The 20,280-nt window shown below is 38.6% G+C and carries 15 protein-coding genes, 1 tRNA gene and 2 pseudogenes; 5 read left to right on the plus strand and 13 right to left on the minus strand.

Going from position 1 to position 20,280, the window contains the following annotated elements:
• Positions 1–61 precede the first annotated feature (61 nt).
• The gene (locus IG80_RS13760; protein ID WP_075553133.1) at positions 62–523 is read left to right on the plus strand and encodes a metallopeptidase family protein; all 462 of its coding nucleotides are present in this window, start codon (positions 62–64) and stop codon (positions 521–523) included.
• Here IG80_RS13760 and IG80_RS0101555 read toward each other — a convergent pair.
• Positions 502–576: transfer RNA gene (locus IG80_RS0101555), tRNA-Val, on the minus strand. The two genes, IG80_RS13760 and IG80_RS0101555, sit on opposite strands and share 22 nt — an antisense overlap.
• 938 nt (positions 577–1,514) lie before the next feature.
• Between IG80_RS0101555 and IG80_RS0101560 the strand changes: the two genes are divergently transcribed.
• Positions 1,515–3,515, plus strand: coding sequence for an inverse autotransporter beta domain-containing protein (locus IG80_RS0101560; RefSeq protein WP_032112303.1), 2,001 nt, complete (start codon positions 1,515–1,517; stop codon positions 3,513–3,515).
• Between the two features lie 225 nt (positions 3,516–3,740).
• On the plus strand, positions 3,741–5,114 hold the full coding sequence (locus tag IG80_RS0101565) for a hypothetical protein (RefSeq protein ID WP_032112304.1): 1,374 nt from the start codon (positions 3,741–3,743) through the stop codon (positions 5,112–5,114).
• A 566-nt stretch (positions 5,115–5,680) separates the two neighbouring features.
• Here the strand turns inward: IG80_RS0101565 and IG80_RS0101570 are convergent.
• From IG80_RS0101570 to IG80_RS0101590, 5 genes and pseudogenes are all read right to left on the minus strand, one after another.
• Entirely contained in the window at positions 5,681–6,508 is an 828-nt protein-coding gene (locus tag IG80_RS0101570; protein ID WP_032112305.1) for a hypothetical protein, read from the minus strand.
• Positions 6,509–7,286: 778 nt separating this feature from the next.
• The gene (locus tag IG80_RS0101575; RefSeq protein WP_032112306.1) at positions 7,287–7,595 is read right to left on the minus strand and encodes a hypothetical protein; all 309 of its coding nucleotides are present in this window, start codon (positions 7,593–7,595) and stop codon (positions 7,287–7,289) included.
• A gap of 5 nt (positions 7,596–7,600) precedes the next feature.
• Positions 7,601–7,963 (minus strand): hypothetical protein, encoded by a 363-nt coding sequence (locus tag IG80_RS0101580; protein WP_032112307.1) that lies wholly within the window; start codon positions 7,961–7,963, stop codon positions 7,601–7,603.
• A gap of 131 nt (positions 7,964–8,094) precedes the next feature.
• A pseudogene (locus IG80_RS16465) lies at positions 8,095–8,400 on the minus strand (recombinase family protein); the annotation flags it as partial.
• 157 nt (positions 8,401–8,557) lie between these two features.
• Positions 8,558–8,773 carry a hypothetical protein gene (locus IG80_RS0101590; RefSeq protein WP_032112308.1) on the minus strand — a complete coding sequence of 72 codons (216 nt, stop codon included), beginning with the start codon at positions 8,771–8,773 and terminating at the stop codon, positions 8,558–8,560.
• 619 nt (positions 8,774–9,392) lie between these two features.
• Between IG80_RS0101590 and IG80_RS16090 the strand changes: the two are divergent.
• Positions 9,393–9,539: pseudogene (locus IG80_RS16090) on the plus strand (IS110 family transposase); the annotation flags it as partial.
• Between the two features lie 95 nt (positions 9,540–9,634).
• Here IG80_RS16090 and IG80_RS0101595 read toward each other — a convergent pair.
• The 7 genes from IG80_RS0101595 to IG80_RS0101625 all read right to left on the minus strand — a co-directional run bounded on the left by IG80_RS0101595 (position 9,635) and on the right by IG80_RS0101625 (position 18,971).
• Positions 9,635–11,266 carry a hypothetical protein gene (locus tag IG80_RS0101595; RefSeq protein ID WP_156961994.1) on the minus strand — a complete coding sequence of 544 codons (1,632 nt, stop codon included), beginning with the start codon at positions 11,264–11,266 and terminating at the stop codon, positions 9,635–9,637.
• 271 nt (positions 11,267–11,537) lie between these two features.
• Positions 11,538–12,677 (minus strand): glycoside hydrolase family 3 protein, encoded by a 1,140-nt coding sequence (locus IG80_RS0101600; RefSeq protein WP_032112310.1) that lies wholly within the window; start codon positions 12,675–12,677, stop codon positions 11,538–11,540.
• A 137-nt stretch (positions 12,678–12,814) separates the two neighbouring features.
• A complete protein-coding gene (locus tag IG80_RS0101605; RefSeq protein WP_032112311.1) occupies positions 12,815–14,731 on the minus strand; it encodes a hypothetical protein in 1,917 nt (638 codons plus the stop codon).
• A 281-nt stretch (positions 14,732–15,012) separates the two neighbouring features.
• Entirely contained in the window at positions 15,013–17,538 is a 2,526-nt protein-coding gene (locus tag IG80_RS0101610) for an autotransporter-associated beta strand repeat-containing protein (RefSeq protein ID WP_320408879.1), read from the minus strand.
• Positions 17,439–18,086 (minus strand): hypothetical protein, encoded by a 648-nt coding sequence (locus IG80_RS0101615; RefSeq protein ID WP_198027071.1) that lies wholly within the window; start codon positions 18,084–18,086, stop codon positions 17,439–17,441. Before IG80_RS0101615 ends, IG80_RS0101610 begins: the two co-directional genes overlap by 100 nt.
• Positions 18,025–18,516 (minus strand): hypothetical protein, encoded by a 492-nt coding sequence (locus IG80_RS0101620; RefSeq protein ID WP_032112314.1) that lies wholly within the window; start codon positions 18,514–18,516, stop codon positions 18,025–18,027. The genes IG80_RS0101615 and IG80_RS0101620 overlap by 62 nt, the downstream gene beginning before the upstream one ends.
• A 104-nt stretch (positions 18,517–18,620) precedes the next feature.
• Positions 18,621–18,971 (minus strand): hypothetical protein, encoded by a 351-nt coding sequence (locus tag IG80_RS0101625; RefSeq protein ID WP_032112315.1) that lies wholly within the window; start codon positions 18,969–18,971, stop codon positions 18,621–18,623.
• Between the two features lie 388 nt (positions 18,972–19,359).
• Between IG80_RS0101625 and IG80_RS0101630 the strand changes: the two genes are divergently transcribed.
• A complete protein-coding gene (locus IG80_RS0101630; RefSeq protein ID WP_052045871.1) occupies positions 19,360–20,223 on the plus strand; it encodes a transporter in 864 nt (287 codons plus the stop codon).
• Positions 20,224–20,280: the final 57 nt, after the last annotated feature.

Consider the following 20,280-nt stretch of genomic DNA (forward strand, 5'->3'; position numbering starts at 1 on the left):
TCATATGTTTAACTTTGCCCGGCAAATTGCCTAGATGCAAGTGATGTGAGAATTTTATTCAATGACAAAGAACAAAACGCGACTTCAAATCGTTGGGGGTAGAGATATCGCCGCTGAAATTCCCGATCTTGCGGATATCTACTCCATGGCCTACAAAATATTGACCGAACTGCCCGACAAATACCAGCCTTTCCTTCGCAACATTATTGTTCGGGTGGAAAACTATCCAGATCCACAAACTTTGACCAATCTGCATCTTAAAGACCGATATGATCTCTTAGGGCTTTATAAAGGAATCCCCCTTCCCCACAAAAAGATCTCAGTGCAAAATGGCATCCCCGACATTATATATTTATTTCGCTGTCCACTGATTCGGTATGCGAGGGAAAACGAAGAAAGTGTCAGAGAGTTGGTCGACCACGTGATGATCCACGAAATTGGTCATCATTTCGGATTTACGGATGAAGAATTAGAATCGTTTAGTTTACCGGAAAGTGAAAATGGTGGTCGCAACAGGGATTGAACCTATGACCCCTACGATGTCAACGTAGTGCTCTACCGCTGAGCTATGCGACCAGATATTATAGCTTTTACACAATTTAGTCATACTTTTGCAAGAGCTATTTTACTTAAAAGAGTGATTTTCTCAAAATCCTGATTACCATCCTCTAAGGTTGAGCCCCGTCCTGGTTAGACATTATTTTTATACCTAGCAATACTTTACCAAAGTTTAACTTCTCGAAGGTTTCCTCAATGATGGTTATATCTTTGTTAATCTTAGAATTAATCAAAAAACCTGCGAGTGAATATCGTGAACAAACTATGGGCCGGCCCCTCAGAAGCAGATAATTGGATAATAATGATCTAATAATGGTCTAATAATGATCTAATAATGGTCTAATAATGATCTAATAATGGTCTAATAATGATCTAATAATGGTCGGTAGAATTTGCATAGCCTACATAGCCTGTAAATTACCTGTTACTTCTATATTTAAAGTTTCGTTGATTTCTTGATGTGAAAAGAGATTAATGATTCTGAAATCTGGCACGTCATCATTTAAATTTTGCCTTAAGTATCTTCAATAAAAAGATCTAATCCGCGCCCTGAGATTACCCCATCTACAAATCATATGCTTCTCTCTTTTAATTTTTCATAACTCAAGCCCTGTTAATGTCTCTATTTTTTAAAATAGAGATATGGAGGAACAAAAATCAATATTTTTGAGTATTTAAAAGCTTAGGTCTTACTCTCAGTAGCCTACTATAAAATTATTAGTATTTCCTATTATACAAAAAAAGAAAGTTAAATTTTATTCAAATTTGATTTTATAAATATTAAAATAAACGATATATAATCACGTTAAATATTATAATATTATCACTTAAAAAGTTGAGTATAATTTATTATAATGCTAAATTAGCAGTATTAATATTTAGTTAAACGTTTAAAAAAATACATTCTAATGTGTTGACGATGTTTTTTATTTCAACAAAAATAAAGATAAAGAAAAATGAAAATAAATTTTAGTAAAATAAAATCCATTAAGAGTTTTAAAAAAATATGTCTCTTTACAGTTTCTTTGGCATTATTTATGCCAGATGCAGCTTTTTCTCATACATCTAGCAATAAAGCAAAAGACGGTCAGTCTGATAAAAAGGCGCAGAAAAAAGAGGATTGTTTTTATGATAAAAAGTGGCGACCCACGATAAACTTTGGGGGGAAATATGGCAACCAAAGGCGGATAGGTCAAGTCTCCTTATTTTCGCCACTGTGGCAAAATGATACAGAACTTCTCTACGTGGATTTTCGTTTTACAGCTGATTCAAAAACATCAAGAGAAGGAAACTTTGGTATTGGAAAACGCTGGATAACAGATAATCAAAAATTTATTTTAGGAGTGTATGGTTTTTACGATCGGCGGCGTACTGAATTATCCAACTTTGTCAATCAGATAACTTTTGGTTTGGAGGCTCTCAGTGAAACCTGGGATTATCGAGCAAATTTTTACTATCCACAGAATACCACTAAAGAAATCGAAAAAAACAAAGAAGTAGTGGGTAGTAAAACTTGGAAAGAATTTGAAGGACGTAATTTATATAGTTTTACCGAAAACACTATAAATACCATTAAAGTTAAAGAAGTACCTTTAAAAGGGTTAGATCTGGAAATAGGAAATGCTGTTCCAGGTCTTAATTTCTTAAGAGTATATGGAGCTTATTATCACTTCCACGGACATGCAGGTGCCAAATCTATTAATGGTTTCCGTGCCCGCGCCAATGTGCAATTGCATGATAATTTTTCATTAATTGCGGAAGGAAGTCATGACAACGTGCGAAAAAGGAATGCTTTTATTGGCTTCCAACTTCGTGTCCCGTTGGGAAATAGTAATAAGAAGATAAGAAATCTAACCGTTTTAGAAAAAAGGATGACTGACCTTCCTGAACGCGATATTGACATTGTTACTAATATGGGAGCTCCTACTATAGTGAGGTCCTCAAAAATAGAATTAACAGAAACAAAGACAAATGTTTATTATGTGGAAGAAGAGAATGCTTCTTCCTCTAATAACCCACAAGGGCTATCTGAAAATCCTTATAGTTTAAAAGAATTAACCCATTTAGATTCGCTTAAAAGAAAGCTCGATGAAAACGATGGGGAAAAAACATGGGTTATTCTATCAAATGGAAAATTTAAAAAGGAAATTTCAGTCGACGAGCTCCGTGGGAAAATAGCAGCACCTCTTGAAGTAGCAGCACCTCTTGAAGTAGCAGCACCTCTTGAAGTAGCAGCACCTCTTGAAGTAGCAGCACCTCTTGAAGTAGCAGCACCTCTTGAAGTAGCAGCACCTCTTGAAGTAGCAGCACCTCTTGAAGTAGCAGCACCTCTTGAAGTAGCAGCACCTCTTGAAGAAGTAGCACGTCTTGAAGAAGTAGCGCGCCAAGAAGCACGTCTGGAAGAAGTAGCACGTCTTGAAGAAGCACGTCTGGAAGAAGTAGCACGTCTTGAAGAAGCACGTCTTGAAGAAGTAGCACGTCTTGAAGAAGTAGCACGTCTTGAAGAAGTAGCACGTCTTGAAGAAGTAGCACGTCTTGAAGAAGTAGCACGTCTTGAAGAAGTAGCGCGCCAAGAAGTAGCACGTCTGGAAGAAGTAGCACGTCTGGAAGAAGTAGCGCGCCAAGAAGTAGCACGTCTGGAAGAAGTAGCGCGCCAAGAAGTAGCACGTCTGGAAGAAAAAGTACGTCTTGAAGTAGTAGCACCTCTTGAAGTAGTAGCACCTCTTGAAGTAGTAGCGCGCCAAGAAAAAGCACGCCTGCCGAATGAACCCTTCAAGATTAAAACAGACCTTCAAAATAGGCGCAAGAGAAATCAGAGGAAACAAGAAGATGATGAAGCAATGCGGGCTGCACAGCCACATTCTACCCAATCCCAGAGAAGTTTACGCAATCAACGAAAACTAGAAGATCGTCTAGTAATGCAAGCATTAAAGCAGGAATCATCTAATGCGCCCTAAAATCCGATATTGGCGATTACTAAAGAGGGCATGAAGCTGGAAAAAACCCATTGTACGCCTGAATAATCAGCTTGATACTCAAGGAACAAAGGTGGAATAAAAACTCCACCTAATATATACATCTAATATATACTAAATAAAACCGTTGTCGGTCCCCTGTACTATAAGCTACCAATATAATTGGAAATAAAAAACAATAACTTTTAAACTACAGTAGTCATAATTATGAAAAACATTTTTTTATACATTTTTTGTATTACAACAAAATTACTATTATCTGCACACGCAAATGAATTTCCAGAAGTAACATCAAGCCTTTCAAACTTAAACCCATCTGCAGGGGCTTTGAAAAATAAAGTGATTGATGAAGGAGAAAAGTTCATTGAACACAAACTCATTGACATATTGAAGAAGCAAGAATTGGAAAAGCGAGAAGAAAGCAAGAAGGATAAACAGTTGGTCCTTTTTTCATCTGCCAAGAGTATTCAGCCAGTTTCTCTCGTTGATAGTAGTAATAAGGCAAACCAACTTGTTTATTTAGGTAAAAAAGTAAAGATTCCCGCCAACTGGGAGAGAGTTGACCCATATAATCAACAACATCGTGATCATCATAAATATTTGCGTGAAGAAATGTATCAACGAATGGAAAAGATGGGTATTCAGAGTATTGCTGGAGGTGACGTACAAGATGAAAATGTTTCAGCCCTTTTTTACTCAACAAAATATAACATATGTTTCTTTACGACGGAGAATATACTCGATTTTTCGATTTATTCAGGCGAACATCTTACCCAAAAAGCAGAATGTGATCATGAGCAAAAAATAGTCAATGAATTTATTGAAGATTTAAACACGACGATAGGAAATCGCAGTACTGAAATTTTAAATATTCAGGAATGCAGTCCTTATTTTAGTAAAGAAAAAATTAGAAAGCTAGGGGGGACAGCAACGCCTCTAAAATGTTTATTAAATATTTATGCAAACAATAAGGACCTGTTTGAAGGCATTAGCGCTGACCTTGAAGAGTATGAAGAAAAATATGAGGTAAATGGTATTTCGGTGGAGGTTTTTGAGGAAGAATCTAGAAAGATTTATAACCGCCTCATAGAAAAAAAAGTTTTTAAAGATATATTAAATGTAGAATACGAAGATGAATTAAACGCTCACGTCGACATTTATAATCTCATTCTTGGATGGGAAGATTTATGTAGATCATTTTCAGTGACTTGCGCCCTAGGTGCTTGTGGTAATCCTGAGTATGGAAAAGAGTTTTATAGCGCCTTTATTCTTCCATTTTTAGATAGCCTCTTAATGAATCCAAATAATTATTATTTTAATTTAAGTTCCTTCTTCACAAAAGATTTCGGAATAGAATTTGCCCTCAAACGATTTCATGTAATTAAATTTAAGGCAGAAGGGGTTAATAAAATTCCTGCTATTGCTCTTTGTGGTTTTAAATTAAATCCCCAAGCAACAATTAAACCAGTTGTCGTTAAGAAGATGGCAACGACGAAACCTGTTGTCGTTAAGAAGGTGGAACCAACGAAACCTCTTGTCGTCATGAAAGAAGAAAAGAAGAATAATTGTGTAATGATGTGAGGCTATTTTCTTCCAAAGTAGGAGAATGATTCTCATTTTAATTTCTTCAGGATCCGGTACTTCTTACACGGGTCCTGATGTTATTGGTTGTTAATAAATTAAAGAAGAAAAAATTTTACTTGGTCATTTGGGTATCCTCCCAAAATTAAAAGGAGTTAAAAACAAAATTGTCAAAAGCCACACGATGCAGCTTTTGTGCAGGAGTTATTCCGCCAATGCCATATTAGGCCTTTCATTCTTTTGTGGGATTCCTTGACCATAAACCTCCGCCTATTTTAAACGCGTTTTTTATCGCTCATTAATGGTTTGGTTCATGATCTGCCTAAGAGTAAAAACAGTGCTAGTTTACACGCTGTTCGCTAGTAATTTTATCTCTTTTACCATACCTTTTAAGTTGAAACTATGTCTATGAATCATACAAATAATTGGATAGGCATAAAATACTCTTTGAGATACTGAGCAGCAGGCCTGATGGGTATGTGCATAACGTTAACACTTTTTCCACACAAAATCCCCAGGCCCAACATCAGCAAAAAACTTGAAAACTTTTTTATTTCATCAGTTTTTTAGTCTATTAACAAGGGTACAGTACTTTCTTCGTGAATCTGAGAGTTAAATGTGCTTGAGAGGATGTTAACTTCTCCATTATTTCGCTTGATTGGGGTATCAAACATTATTGTTTCCGGTGAGGTTGATGGTATCGTGAAAAATGCTTTATAGGAATTGTTCATATAGATTTCATTCCTATCATCTTGCCTTATGTTTTCTATTTCTGCGTCAGTGAATTTTTCAAAATCTAGAGAATCTAGTTCATCAAATTCAATCATTTTAAAGAGAAATTCCGCAGGCTTGATGGAGAAGTGTGGGGGATAGGGGAGGAAGGCAATTATCTCGTCATTCTGTTCGATAAAATCAATGCTGCCTAAATGTGGAGATGTTTTTTTCCTGAGCACTCTGACTAGAAAACCTCGCGATTCAGGTGTTCCTGGTTCGGCAATGGGGGAGGTATAGTTAAACTCGATAATTTGACCTAAATATTGTTTTGTTTGCAGATTATCTTCGCATTTCCTGATTGCTTGTTTATAATGGTCGTTTGTGGCTAGCATGCTTTTGCAGTTTTGGGCGCATTTTTCATAACGGCCAGCTACTTCTGGTCCTTGGCAGTGCATTGCTGTAACGCTGGTGCATTCCTGTCTGCAGTTAAATGGTCGAGGGTTTTTCCATCGTGGAAATGTTTCTTTATTAGACTGGGTTGATTTGCGCCACTCCGAGCGTCCAATGACAACCGAAGACTGTTGAGTGGGGCTTTTAGGATAAGAATCTGCAGCTTTTGTAGAATTGTCGCTCAAAAATAGAGCGCCAACCAGAGATAAGATGAGATAGCTATACTTCATAAGTAGTTCCTTTTTAAAAAGGGGGTTCTTCTGATGAGGCTAGCGTAAAAAAGTAAAAAAAGGCTAAAATACTCGAAAATATTAGAAAAAACTAAATATATCCCCCTTCTGGAGCATTTTCCTGTTTTTGGGCTGGCGCAATAAGCAGAAAATTGTCCGTCAGCCGACACAGAAATATATCTTTAATGGTGGGGATCGTTTCATCAAAGAATTCAAATAAAGTCTATGAACTGTATTAGTTCTGAGATAATCTGATACTAGTTATCTCAGAACTTAAAAAAGTAAGGTTACTCGTTTTGATAGATATATCGAGCCAATATCAAAGTCGAGGAGCTTTGTTTAAAAATTACAGTGTGAATCAGATTTATGGATATATGCAAGGCAAAAGCACACAACCTTAGTTCTATCACTGGCGTGCAACCAATCAAAAAGTATCCTTTTTTGTCGAACGCCCGCAACACCGCAGAAAACCTTGCTCTAATAAAATCACTTTAGGTGAGCCAAAAAATTTATACGCATAAATAATAGTAGTCCAGAAATTTTATAGAAACAGATAAAGTGAGCCAACCTATTTTTAATATAGAATGTTGGTCACTGTTTGTTATAAATTACTTCAATATATAAAATTTGAATACGATAATTACTAACTATTCTTATCAATCATAGAGTTGAGGACTAATGAAAAATATATATCCCAAGCTTTTTTTTTATCGCAGTCTTTATACCAAATTTAGTATGGATTAGAATTGCTCCTTGACGGGAAGATTTTTTCTAACGATCAATGCCCTGATGATTTTTTTTCCCACTCTTCAAGTTCAGAATCTTCTGATTTACCGAAATTATAAACTGGGTTTTGAACAGTTGTATTTACATCATGCTTTTGAGAACTAGACACCTTTTTTTCCAAAGTATGGTATCCTTTCATAGGATCCTTGGGCGCTTTTACACCAGAATCAACCGGGAGCCAGCTAAAGGGAGGCCTAATTGAAGCAGATTCCATTAACGCAGATTCCATTAACGGAGTCATAGTATTAATTCCCGGCGTTTCACTAGTATTTGTTGGAGAGGGAAAAAGTTCTTCATCCATTTTCTTTACCTTAATAATTCCTTGACTTTGTCCCAACGTCTGATCGTGAGGTTTCTTTTTTTTATAGTATCATCAGGGTTGACAGCGGCTTTTATTTCGTCAACGTTGGCTTTGTCCTTTTTCCCCAACCTCATTATTATGCTGGGGGGACTTATAGATTGCGCGTTTACATTTTCCCTAATATTTAAGGACCCAATCCGATCTTTTGAATGTTCTGGAGGTGAATTTTGAAGCACAGCCCCCCTTCTTTTAGAAGAATTTGTTCCTCCTGAATCTCCAGGAGTGAATTTTTCACGATCCATAGCTTGCACATTGGTAAGGTTACCTTTATAAGCCCACAAGCAAATAGCAACTATTAATAGTTTCATGTTATCCTCTCGCTTATTTTTTTCAAGATTAACTTTTTATTATTTGGCTATCATTTTCAGAAGAGAACTGCACTAAGCTCTTAAGTTAGCTTCAATAGGAACGGGGCTAGTGCTCGTTCTTCCTACAAAATCTACACTCTCTTTTGCTCTAGAAGGTTTTGCCCATCAGCCCGTATTGCCCTGAAGGTCCTTTGGAGGTCTACATGGCGGTTAAGGGTGGCGGGTGATGCCAATTCTTCACAAAAGTCGGCTACCTTGGTTTCAGATTTGCCCATTGCCGCTTGGGCAAGACGCAGTTTAGCAAGGGCCATCTTATGGTTTCTTCCCCTTTTTCTGCCTCTGGCTCTCGCCGCTGTTAAACCAGCTTTTGTCCGCTCTGAAATATGCTCCCTCTCAAACTCTGCCAAAGCCGCAAAGATCCCAAAGATAAGACGACCTAAAGATAAGATACGTCCACCCCGGCACTTAAAAGAGTATTACGCTGTAAATCTAAAGCTTGAGACCTGTCTGCTTTAGAGAGACGCGCATATAACCAATCAGCATAAAATTAGCTTTCTAAAATGATGGATGCATTCTGTTGGTTTTGCAAAATGTTTACTCAGCACTATCTTGGGCAAGTTGAGATTTAATCTTTTCTAAAATATCCTGATTCTCAAAGATCCATTTTTCTGAAAAGGGAATTTCTACAAACGGTGTTAAGGTAAGTTTCCCATTTTCTTCTTTTCTTACACGATAGCTACTCACACCCTTGGCAAGTTCCCCTAAATTAAGTCTTCCCTTGGAGTCTGGTCGTAAAATTGTTTCTTCCATTTTATGCATATTACTTTAAATGTCATTACTGATATTAGTCATAAAGCATTAACAGCTTACAAACAATACGATAAATAATATTTATATGAATAAATTGATAAGTGGGAATATATCACATTAAACGTTTACCATATTTCCCACCTGCTCCCGCAAAAAAACCTTATCACGCAAACGACCGTTTGTGAAAAACTCTTTTAGAGACAATAAAGTGGGAAATAGTAAAAATAGCATTTATCGCCTATTCCCCATTCTTAATAATCCTAATAAATATATTTTACTATTTTGTATATGATCATTTTGTGTTTTATGACTAATAAAAATAAATTCAATTAAAGATTAAAAGGCTCAATAATAGAATTGAGAATACTCATCAAGCAACGCGACAACAAGAACGAAAGATGCGCCGTTTCAAATTTCCACCTTTGACTCAAAGATTTTTATCCTGCCACGGAGCAAAATAAACAATCTGCTACAGGTTATAGAAAAGTTTTTAAAAACGCTCTTAGGAATTGACATTCTATCACTCAACAGAATTATTGTGCCTAAAATTTGAAAGAAAGCCTTTATGTGTACCTTTACTTGACCTTCACTTAGTTAAGTTGTTGGTACCCTTTAATCTTTAATTTGTCAATTTTATCAACGGCTAAGAAATCAGGGAAAAGCGGCCAAAGTTGCCCTTACAGCTTGTATGCATAAACTCTTAACAATTATGAATACTATGCTTAAGACTTTACAACCTTGGAAACCAAAAATACTTGACTCTTAAGACGGTAGCATCAGAACCCAACCTTTTATACACTCTTCCGAACAAGGTCGGTAGTTACCTTGCTTATAATATCCTCTACAGGCACATATTGGTAGTTAGCCGATGGTTTGTTGGAGTTTAATAATATCTGCAACGGGCATCTCTCTGTAAGGGTTGTTATAGCGAAAGTCTACATCTCTTGCCAATCTTTTTTCAATGGAATCAGGGCAGCTAGGAGATAGCTGAAAATGATTATATTCATTTTTCTTCTGTAATTGGATGTAGTATAGTTTGTTTTCAAGGTCAGGACATCCATATTTTATAAAACTTGGGTGACCAGCTCCGAAAATAGCAACAAAATTTCCCTTTGTTTCTATCATACTTTTACAAAAATAAGGTTCTCTTACATCGAAAACGAGCGTTTCATATTCGCAATTATCATCTAAACGATATTTATATTTTTTAGCCCATAAGTTGTATAAAGTAGCCGGCAGATTTGGCATCGGATAATCCGCTGGTATAACGTTCATCCCCAAAGAGAGCGCTAGACGAATTTTTCTAATATTATACTGCCAGGTATCAGAGGATGCTGTAATTGGAAACAAAGGGTTAAGCTGAGAATTTTCTATGGTGGCAAAATCTTGAGGGCTAATCTCTACAACCAAGCTCGGAACTTCAAATGCAGCCGACATTTTTATGATGAGAGATTCATAAAGATAATGATAAAGATTATTGTGCCATTCACCGACAATAATACCTAAATCTTTTTTTATTATTTCACTTTCGTATTTTGTTTCAAAAATATCTTTAACAAATATAAGGCCAGCCTTTGTGATCATGGAAGCACTCTCTAAACACTTTTCCAGCCTATCGCTTCTTGGGTCGAAACCAAAATAGGGATCTGTACAATCCACTTGGAGGATTTCTTGAGCAAGTATTTGAAGAGAAGGACATGTTTCATTTTTAGCAAACTCATGAACAATTTTAATACCTCCATTTTTAACAAGCACGTGTTCTTTAACTAAGAGAGATCCTGCTGTTGGCTCCTTAGTCATGTTGTTGTGTCCCAGCTGATCTATAGGATCATTATGCAGAGCGGATGGGAAGCTGGTACTTGCTTGTTTTTTGTTTAAACTTTTGGTCCTCTTCTTTGCGGCAACTTTAGGGTGGGTTGCTTTTTGCAGACTCCCATATGCCTCACTAAATAAAGCAGTTTTTGTGTTTTTTAAGGAACTTGGCAAATGGGCTCCAATGTTAGCATTAGAAGGAGAGAAACTCAAAAGCGTATTAGATAAAGGCTGTTGTTTAAGTGCCTCATTAATGGAGCATACTGGCAAAGTTGTATTTCTGACCAATTGTGGCCTCTGCAGAAGTAAATCTTCTGAATTCTGAAAATTAGGAGAAGAAAGTGCCTGTTTGTGAACGGTGGCATTAACTTGCAGTACATACGAGCTCATAAGAAGCATTACCATAAAAATTTGGTATTGAGGATCTTCTATATGAGCTTGGGGATGAAATTGAATTTTTGTCGGAGCTTTTGCCTGTTGTTTGTGTGTAAATTCCTCTATGGTTACCCAATTTTGGCGTTGCCTTCTTCTTTCATTAGATTCTTGAGAGCGATTTTTGCCTTTATAAGGTTTCCATTGCTCCTCATAATATTTCCATTGATTATGCCGCCCAGCAAAAGCGCAATTTATACTACTTAGGCTTCCAATAATGCACATACCAAAAAAGAAAATTTTCTTCACTGTGTTATCCTTTATTAATCCATTCTCACTTTCGACGGCATCGTTGCTTCATACCACCATTATGCCTAAAAGATAAATATTTCTGCTGATTTTTCTTGAGCTCCTCCTAGTTAAGTGGATGGTACCATCTAAATGCTCAGGTCATACCATCACTGCCCTAAAACAATACATGCCATTGAGAAAAATTACCTCATTTTCAAATTCTCTCTTCTACTAGACTATCCAGCAAAGGAGAGCTGGCTGAAATAATCTCTTAAGATGAGAATTTAAATTATTTGCTTAATCGAGCTTTTAAGAGAGAAACTCTTTGGTAACTCTCATTAATTCTATCTAATGAAACTCCTCCCTGCTTAATTTCCTGCTCAACAATTTTAATAACCTTTCCGGATACATCCAAATCTGGGGAGTATCCCGTAGCCTCTGGCATAGCGGCCCTATTGTTAGAGAATAACAGCATATCACATGTTGCATTTAAAGCTAAAGGAACTACTTGATTTATTGAGTAATGCTTTTGGATTGCTCCCATATGCAGATCATCAGAAATAACTACCCCATTATAGCCTTGTGAGCGTAAAAGATTTTTAAGGATTTTTGGAGACAATGTTGCAGGATATCCCTCAGGATCGTACTCTTCCCGCCTATTAACGATATGAGCTGTCATGACCATATCAAGATGGTTTGATTTCATAAGCGTTTTATAGGGAACAAGCTCCTTCTCAGGGATAGCTCTTTGTGTTGTGTCAGTAATATCCTGGTGAGTATCGCCTGTTGAATAGCCATGACCAGGAAAATGTTTTGGTGAGCTCAAAATGCCGTGTTTAAGGTGCTCCTCAATAAAAACCTTAGCATATTGAGAGACTAGCTCAGGATCATCACCATAACTTCTTTTATACTTCCCAATAGCCGGTGATGGATTCTCTGGATTATTTAGATCAACAACAGGAGCAAAATTTATATTGATATAATATCTTTTTAGCTCCTCAGCCATCAAATTATAAAGAGATCGAGCCTCCTCAGGATCCGCATATAGCTGAGCGACGTCCGCCGCAGATGGTGTCTTCCTAAATCCTTTTTGTTCAGTTAATCTTTGGACAAACCCACCTTCTTGATCCACAGCAATAAAAGATTTGAGATTAGCTTCGTGGAGCGATTTAGTCAAATTAAAAAGTTGCTCGGGATTAACTATATTATATCCATATAAAATAACACCTCCAAGCTCCTCTTGTTGCAGCAAAGTATGTATTTTTTTTACCCCCTCCTCTTCTGGGCTAGTTCCCTTAAATCCTGTTATGATAAGATTACCAACTTTTTTATTTAATGTAACTTCCCTGTCCTCTTCCATAGCATAGGCACCTATTATTATAGGAATAGATAGGCAAAGCTGCAGTAAAATCACTCTTAGTTTTTTCATATTGTTTTATCCTCCTCATTAAACTTATGGAAGGTTAAAGGCATTTTATTATAATCTTTCCCACATAATTTATCCTGGATATTTCTTCTTCCCTTATCTGATAGATATTGCCTCTTAAGACGGGCATCAGAGCTGCTTTAATGGAATCTCTTCAGCATTTCCAATTCCAAATAGATACTATAAAATGATGGACCTATAAATTCATGCTCCTCCATTTTTACATTCCAAAAGTCTTCATCGGCCGGAAAGCGCTCTCTAAATTCTGTGTGCAAGCCAAGCTTCGTAAAAATTTCGTCTAATGTCCCAAGCGTTCCATCCTTTATGAATTTATATATCTCTGTGTTTGGTTGCGGATTTATAGGTAGTAATAACTGACGGACAGCATTGGAATAAACAGCGGCTCTTACCAGACTTTCTTCAAGTACTGTGGGTTCTGGTCCATCTTTGAATTTACTTTTCATAAAGCTACCACAAGCAAAAATCAAATCATCATCATCTCCATATAAAATTCTTGTCATGGGAGCAATTCGTAGTAAAGTGGGAAAGTCTAAAACCGTCACTTCCTTTAGGCTGTTCTCACCCAAAATATAGGCCAACGCGGGTAAAAGTCGCAAACGTTCAATCTTACTTAAGCTGTGGGTTGCGTATTCACTTTTATCTTGCTTGATATACCTCCAGAATTCATGACGAGCACGCTCAAATATATCCCCATCTAAGGCTTGGACTTCCTCAGCTGTTTTGTGGATATACCCTGCTAAGATTTTTTCCATTGCTTCATCCACTGAATGATGAGGACTAAATAAGTGGGTTATAGCAAACCAGCTCAGGATTCCTGGCGCCTGCTTCCAGGCAGGCACTTGCGCTTGCACATACTGACATAGGGTATCAAGCATTTCATACTGATAAGCCAGAAAATAGTGCCATTCATAGCCAATACTCGACTCTCCAGTATAATAAGGACGAACGCGTTTAAGAGCCGCAGTGGTAAGCCCTTCTTCAAGTTTGCTCAGCTCTTCAGAACTGTTCCGGTTATCTATCCACGGTTGCAGCTGGGAACAATTGAATTTAAAATCATAGTTTTTGAAAATGTGCGCCATGCGTTCGTGAACACGCTGCCATTCGCCTACTAAAAACTGCCAAGTGGCAAGAGATCTCTGTAAGTAAGCTGATTTGTTTGATACTTCTTGTGTTAGTTGCTGAAAGAGGAAGTCAAGGGCGTGTTTATAGACCTCCATTTTCTCCACCGATAAAATTGAGGATGTTTTAACTTCTCCATGGGGACTTCGAAAAGCCTGCAAAAAAGGGGTATTAATAGGAAAAATATATTGCTCAAGAAAATTGAATAAATGATTATTGTGATTATTAACGTAGCTCCAGCCTACCTTTTTAAACAATTCTTCGATGGATTTAGAGGTAAAATGTTCACCATTAATCGTCATCTCTTGAAATGTTCCTTGGCTGAACCTGTTAAAAGCAGTTAGCCAGAAGCCTTGCTTTTCAATTTCCTGGTTAACGAGCGCGCGGACATCATCATGATCCGAATTAAAGAGTATGATTTTGCCTTTAAAATCAGGGCTTTTTTCTTTAAAATTGTTAAGGTGACTGTTATTAATAAAAACAGTAGTATCTTCATCATATTCAATTTGATCGATAACAAATAAATCGCTTAAAGATCCCCCATAAATGCGATCTACTATTTTCCTCACGGGTGTTAAAAATACATATGGTGAGATGCTGTGACCCTGACCCTCATGCATACTTGCGCTTATAGGCATGCCCCACAAATAGACCACAGAACCCATTGCCTCATTGGGAACAAGGGAACCAAGGCAATGATGAAGGGTTACCCTGCTCCGCGCAGCTTTATCAAAGGGGATAATCTGATTATTTATCGTAGCTCCGGCATACTTAATATTATTAACTGGTGGAAAATTCGATGCATGGACGAGGCAACTATGATGGATGAATTCTTCTGGGTCAATTTCTGAACTTGCCCAAATTAATTGGAGACCAAGGCCATAGAAGAATGCAATAAATTGGAGTGGCTTAAACATTTTTAGCTCTTTTATTAATTTTCTGAAATTGTATGGTTGGCATATGTCAATATTATAATTTTGCCAACTTGATCCTAATTTAATAGGATAAATGATAATTTTGCGTCTCGCATATTCTAAAGAGGTCAGAATACCTACTAAACAGAGATATTTTTAGCAACAATTTTTCCCTCTATAGATATCTATGATTGTGGGTGTTGTCAAGTAGAACAACTTGTCAGATTGTCCGACACTATAGAAATCTAAAACAGGATCTTGCAGAATTCTTTTATAATTTATAATTAAATCTGATGAGCCCTTGGTGAGATTTTTGAGTTCTGACGCTTATTGTTCACGAAGACGGTGAAGCTGTTGCCATAACCAGCAAAGGAAGTGGTGACCCCTTGGGGAGTACCTAGCTCTTGTTTATAAGTATAGCCAAGTTTGGCATAGAGGTAGAGCTGGACATCATTCAGATCGAATAGGCCAGAAAGTTGACCGCCACCTTTGGCTTGGATAAAGCGACTTGAGCGACTTCGGACGGCCAGATTGGGATTGATCCCTTTGGCATCTTGGCTGAAGTGACGCCCAGTCTGTTGCCCCCAGAAAGTCGATTTACCCAAAGTTGTGCGTAAGTTTTGTGGCACTTCACGTGTTTTAGGGACAAGATTGAGATGCGTCTCAGAATGGGTTGCAATTTTGCTGAGCACATTAGTAAGCCCTATTGCCAGTGGTATATTGCCTTGAGCAATAGCAAGACCAAGGGTCTGACCTTGAGCTTCCTTATCGTTCAAGCGCTTCTTGACTTTGCGGATGAGGCGGTCAGTAAAGGACGCTTCAAAAAGACCATCTGCTTGATCAAGTTCGGTTGCGACTATTGCTGCGCCAATCAGCACATTGGGCGCCGGGTGAAGCTGATTTAAAGCATTATAAAGCGCATCGCCAGACAAATTTGACAGAGCTGCTTCAAGATTGGCAAGGACTGATCCAGCTGGTGGTGTGCCTAACCCATCAATATATCCAGCAATGGTGCCTGCATTGCCGCTCGTGACAATACTGCCAATGGAGGCTTGCCTTATTACCGTTAATAAAACGCTGTTGGTGGTATAGGCAAGTTTGTATTGTAATAAGGCCGAAGTCGACGTTAGCGCATCAAACTGCGTCGTGATGGGATTGACGGCCGTCAGAATTGTATAGGTAGTGCCACTTATATAGCTGCCCGCATCCGGCATTACATTGACAGTGCCGCCAAGGGTTGCTGTACCAAGAACCTGGATTAAATCTGACTGCCCATTGGCGTTGATTTCACATTGGTATACACCATTTGTATTATTAAAATTTCCATTAACTTCAATCTGGCCAATAGAGTTTCCAGGCGCAACAGTCTCCCTGTTGGTCAGGCTGTTAACGGTGTTATTCCCACTGAAACTTGCTCCGCTGGCAATAGTAACATCTGAGTTTTTCAGGGTGCCATTGGCCTTGAGCTCTCCCGCATCCACAAGTGTCGCACCCGAATAGGTATTATCCGCATTGCTTAACTGTAAAACACCATTTCCATTCTTTGTTAGACCACCCGTACCGGTGAATTGACCGCTAAAGTTGGCATTGTTGCCAGCCGTATTAATCGTTCCATCCTGAACGAGAACCACAGGGTTACTGACGTTGGTTAAAGTTGAACTTATCTGTAAAATATCCCCTGCTGTATCAAAAGTAAAATTACCAACCCCTAAAGACTGATTATTGCCAATGGCAATGGTGCCATTTTGATGGATCACACCATTATTATAGTTAGGTCCTGATAGAGTAAGCAGACCTGATCCTAATTTAGTCAAGGTGGCATTACCCGTAATCGTTCCTGACAACTCCACATCAAAGCCTTGGGTGTCAAGATTACCTGCTGATGTCATCTGGATTGCATTAGCAATTGGACCACTTAAAGCTTGGGCTAACTGGAGGGTTGCCCCACCAGTGCCAGCAAACTCAAAAGTGCCTGTACCTAACCCTTGATTATTACTAATGGCAATCATTCCATTTTGTAGAATAGTACCGCCGGAGTAGGTATTTACCCTATTCAAAGCAAGTACATCAGTATTACTCGCCCCGTTCATTGTCAAGGAGGCGCCTGTGGCTCCAGTGATCCCTCCGTCTTGGATCGATCCATTAAAGGTTTGAGGAACCGTTAAGGTAAAGGCACGATTTCCAACTTGTATCGTACTGCCAGAATCACTAGTAACCTGACTAAGATCCACGTTAGCGTTACTAATATCAAGTGTTCCTGCCACCACGATAACATTGCCAGCAAGAGAACCCAAGGTAGAGGCATCCCCCACTTGCAAGATCCCCCCATTAACCTGCGTATAGCCATTATAGTTATTCGTTCCCGTTAAGATTAATCTGCTGCCGCCTGTCTTGGTAAGTGAACCTCCCAACCCCGAAATATTTCCAGCAAAGGTTGCACTACCAGAAGCACCACCTAGAGTGACTGACTGTCCCCCAATCAAAAGATTACTACCTTGATCCGCATTGACGTTCGCCAGAGACGGAGTGGTTACCGCACTCACATCAAGGGTGGCACCATTGGCAATATGAATGTTTGCTGAATCTGCAATCGAACTGGAACCTCTAAGAGCTAAGGTTCCACCTTGAATGTCGGTCAATCCAGTATAAGTGTTGACTCCTAAAAGCGTCAGAGTCCCATTGCCGGTTTTGATAAAGCTACCATTATGACCTATAATCGCACCAGCATAAGTTGTGGAATTACCTGTTCCCGCTGTGAGCGTAGAGGCGTCAATGTTAACAGTGCCACCAGTGCCACTGAGGTCTTGGATTGTTTGGTTACCAGCTGAAAAAAGGTACCAGCGGTTAGCTGAATACCCGCACTGGCGGCAATCGAGCTACTAGCAGCAGCAGTTAAGGTTCCACCCTGAATGGATGTTTGTCCACTATATGGGTTATTATTTGTAAAAATGGTTGTTCCATTCAGAATATTGACTGCCCCCGGGCCGGAAACAACATTTGAAAATGTATAATTATTATCTGTGTGATTGAAATTAAGTATTCCAGTACCAGCGCCAAATAGGATATTTCTCGCTATGGTCCCGGGAGAAACAGCGAGCTGACTTGCTGGAGCGCCGATATTTATTGTACCGTTACTACCAGAATTAGCGCCTACAGTGGTAGTGCCGCTAGTTACTATACCGCCATTTTGTACCGTCAATGTACCATTGCTACCAGAATTATTCCCCATGGTTGTAGTGTCAGATGTAGTTAAGGTTGACCCAGGTCCATCGATTGTCATAGTACCTGTGCCAGAATCACCTACAAAGGCACCGGTAGCTAGATGCCATGCCACCGTTTTGTATCGTGAATGTCCCATTGCTGCCAGCGCCATGGCCTACAGAGAGTTGAAAGGCGGCAGTTAAAGATGATTCTATTCCATCAATTGTCATATTCCCAGTGCCTAAGTCACCAATATAGGCAATATTGCCGCCGGTTGCAATACTACCACCATTTTGTATTGTAGCTGTACCTTGGTCATCAGAATTGGTGCCTAAAAGAATTGCGCCATTCAATACGGAATTAGCTCCATCAATTGTCACAGTACCTATCCCAGACAATCCCACATTGACACTTCGGCTGGTAAATGTGCTGCCATTTTGTATTAGGAGCGTACTATTACTACCAGAATTACCGGCCATATTAGTATCAAAGCCATTAGTATAGGATGACCCAGCTCCCTTGAGAGTTACAGTACTTGCCCCAGAATTTCCAAAAGAGGTATCCTGGGAAGTGACTTGTACCTCCATTTTTTACCATTAATGTTCCATTACTACCAGAATTATTACCTATAATGATGGGGGGGTGGAGGGGTCAAATGTAGTATTCAACGATGATGCAGCTCCATCGATGGTTAGAATGCCTGTACCAGTGACGCCCAAAGCGCGATATCATTACTAGTTGCTGCGCTGCCACTAATAAGTGTGGAATTGGTGGCTGCCGTATCAACGATGGTACTGGTAGATGCATTAGGAGTGCCAGCAGACCAGTTGCCCGGATTAAACCAATCAGTACTGATCGTGCCTGTCCAATCATTCGAAATTGCACAAGTAGGGAACGTGGCAAAAGCTGTTGTTATGAGGCATAGTTGAGCAAGGAACTTAGGGTACTGAAGGGAGGGCGTCTTAAGGGAAGAAAAGAGATTGTATGAGTTACCAGCCGATTCAAGAATTCCACAGTATTTTTTGGTAGGCCAGTTTTTCATTGATCAAATTCCTTGTACAAAGATAAAAGAATCAGGATTTTAACGACTTGATGCGAAAGATTGTCTCAATAAGGGTGTGCAGATAGCAGAGAAAGCTTTCTTTGATTTTCGGCAAGAAATTAACTTTATGTTGTAGGCTTTTTTCATATAATAAACGAAATCTTTAATTTGTGTAAAATTATAATCCAATTATACGTAATTTATTTCTCTTTTTCAAGTTGTTACGTATTTCTTAATTTTTCAGCTGATTGCTAGTTTCTGGAAGAAAGCTAATAGCTTTGAAAAAGAAAAACTTTCACAGAGGGATGTGTGCCTCCCACACCCCCTTGTTATTATGCTGGTAAAATCGTTTAATATTTACAGTTAATTTTATTAAAAGTATATTCAATTGCGTTATCTATCTTATTCTTTACTATGTAACCTTGGATTTTGTCCTGAACCTGTCTTAGCCAATAGCCCTGTTTATGATAAATCAAAATATTCTCTTTTTTGCCCTGTGCCTGATAAAATGCTTAAAGAAATGGCAACCGATCGCCCTGATAAAACAGAAAGCCCCTTTACTATTGATGCCGGCCATTATCAGCTTGAGTTTGACATGGCAACCTATACCTATGATACCAACAAACACAATAACACACGAACCCATAGCTATACTATTTTTGCCCCTAATCTTCGTGTGGGCTTGACAAGCAATCTTGAGGTTGATCTTATCGCCACAGCCTTTAACTCCATCAAAACAAAAGATACTTTTACTGCAGAAACAACGCGCAATCAAGGAATTGATGATACGCTCATCCGTTTCTCCTATAATTTTTGGGGGAATGAAGGCGAGAGCACAACTGCATTTGGTATTATTCCTTATGTCAAGATCCCCACAAATCAAGATCACTTAGGTAATAAATCGTATGATGGTGGTATTCTTTTGCCATTCAATATTAAATTTACTGAAACTTTAGGCCTTGGATTGATGACAGAAGTAGACTATATGCGCGGCAATAATGTGCATAAACATGTCTTTAAATTTGCGAATATGGGATCCCTTTCTTGGGATTTTTCGGAAACCTTTGGTACATTTTTTGAAATTTATACAGAACGATCCACGGAGCAAGATTCTCGATGGATTGCCACCTTTGACACCGGCTTGATAATCACATTTACAGAGAATTGGCAAATGGATATGGGGGTTTACTTTGGCTTGACGCCTGAAGCAGATGATGTAACTCCGTTTATTGGAATGAGCATCCGGTTCTAGTTCTTTAGCCTTTTTCACTTTGGAGATATACCCATAATAGATGGAGAAGCCGATTTC

The sequence above is a fragment of the Candidatus Paracaedibacter symbiosus genome (assembly GCF_000757605.1).
In the GTDB taxonomy this organism is placed as follows: domain Bacteria; phylum Pseudomonadota; class Alphaproteobacteria; order Paracaedibacterales; family Paracaedibacteraceae; genus Paracaedibacter_A; species Paracaedibacter_A symbiosus.